Origin of the sequence: Bacillus sp. JJ1521 (assembly GCF_036965165.1) — a bacterium.
In the GTDB taxonomy this organism is placed as follows: Bacteria; Bacillota; Bacilli; order Bacillales; family Bacillaceae_L; genus Ferdinandcohnia.
In genome coordinates this window covers 4,411-5,588 of the sequence record NZ_JBALOX010000298.1, presented here as the reverse complement: position 1 = coordinate 5,588, position 1,178 = coordinate 4,411, and the positions used below count along the sequence as shown (strand labels likewise).

Sequence of the window (1,178 nt, the reverse complement as noted above, 5' to 3'; positions counted from 1 at the left end):
ATATATAAGAATTCTGTACGGTAGAGTCCGATTGCTTCTCCGCCATTTTCAAGAACACCTTTTACATCTTCGGGAGTTCCGATATTGGCAGCAAGCTCAACATGCTCGCCGTCACTTGTAACGGTTTTTTCATTTTTCAATTTAGCCCACTCAGCTTTTTGAGCTTCATATTGTTCTTTCTTTTGACGGTACTGAGCTAAAACCTCTTCTGAAGGATCAATAATAACGTCGCCATCAAGTCCGTCAACAATCACCATGACCCCATTTTGAATATTTGAGGTAACAGCCTTCGTTCCAACGACTGCTGGAATTTCCATTGATCTTGCCATGATTGCAGAGTGAGATGTACGACCACCGATATCAGTGGTGAAGCCTTTCACATAATTACGATTTAACTGAGCCGTATCAGATGGAGTTAAATCTTCCGCGATTATGATCACTTCTTCTGAAATCATACTAGGATTTGAGATCGTAACTCCAAGCAAATGAGCAAGCACACGCTTTGTGACGTCACGAATATCAGCAGCGCGTTCAGCCATATATTCATTATCCATACCTTCAAACATTGTAATGAACATGTTTGCAACTTCTTGCAGGGCAAATTCAGCATTTGCACCTTCAGAGCTGATTTTATCTTTAATCGGATTAAGAAGTTCTGGATCACTTAACACGAGAAGATGAGCAGAAAAGATAGCAGCTTTGTCTTCCCCTAATTCTTCATTCGCACGATTTTTAATCACTTCTAATTCATCTTTTGATTGATTTACCGCGTCCTCAAAACGCTTCATTTCAGCATCTTTATCACTGATTGTTTGTTTTTCAACCGTTAAATCAGGATTCTCTAAACGATAGCTCTTTGCAATTGCAATCCCTGCAGAAGCAGCAATCCCTTTAATCATATTAGACATTATTCACCAAGTCCTTCATTTGCCATAATTTCCGTTAAGTTTGCGATTGCTTCTGCTTCATCAGAGCCTTCGGCAACGATCTTTACTTCAGCGCCTTGTCCAATACCAAGTGACATAACGCCCATAATAGATTTAAGGTTAACAGACTTCCCGTTAAATTCTAATTGAATATCTGAATTATATTTACTTGCAGCCTGTACTAATACTGTCGCTGGACGTGCATGAATTCCTGAATCACTTGTAATTTTAAATGTTTTTTCTGCCATGTTT

2 protein-coding genes are annotated in these 1,178 nt (G+C 39.1%); both read right to left on the bottom strand.

Annotated features, from left to right (window positions below):
• Positions 1–908: phosphoenolpyruvate--protein phosphotransferase (ptsP, locus tag V7147_RS25025; protein ID WP_335370504.1), on the bottom strand; the 908-nt coding region annotated here is incomplete at its 3' end.
• The gene (locus V7147_RS25020) at positions 908–1,174 is read right to left on the bottom strand and encodes a phosphocarrier protein HPr (RefSeq protein ID WP_335370505.1); all 267 of its coding nucleotides are present in this window, start codon (positions 1,172–1,174) and stop codon (positions 908–910) included. The genes V7147_RS25020 and ptsP, both read right to left, overlap by 1 nt.
• Positions 1,175–1,178 lie beyond the last annotated feature (4 nt).

Excerpts from the sequence above, each read along its gene's own strand:
- V7147_RS25020 (WP_335370505.1), bottom strand. The coding sequence starts at position 1,174 with ATGGCAGAAAAAACATTTAAAATTACAAGTGATTCAGGAATTCATGCA.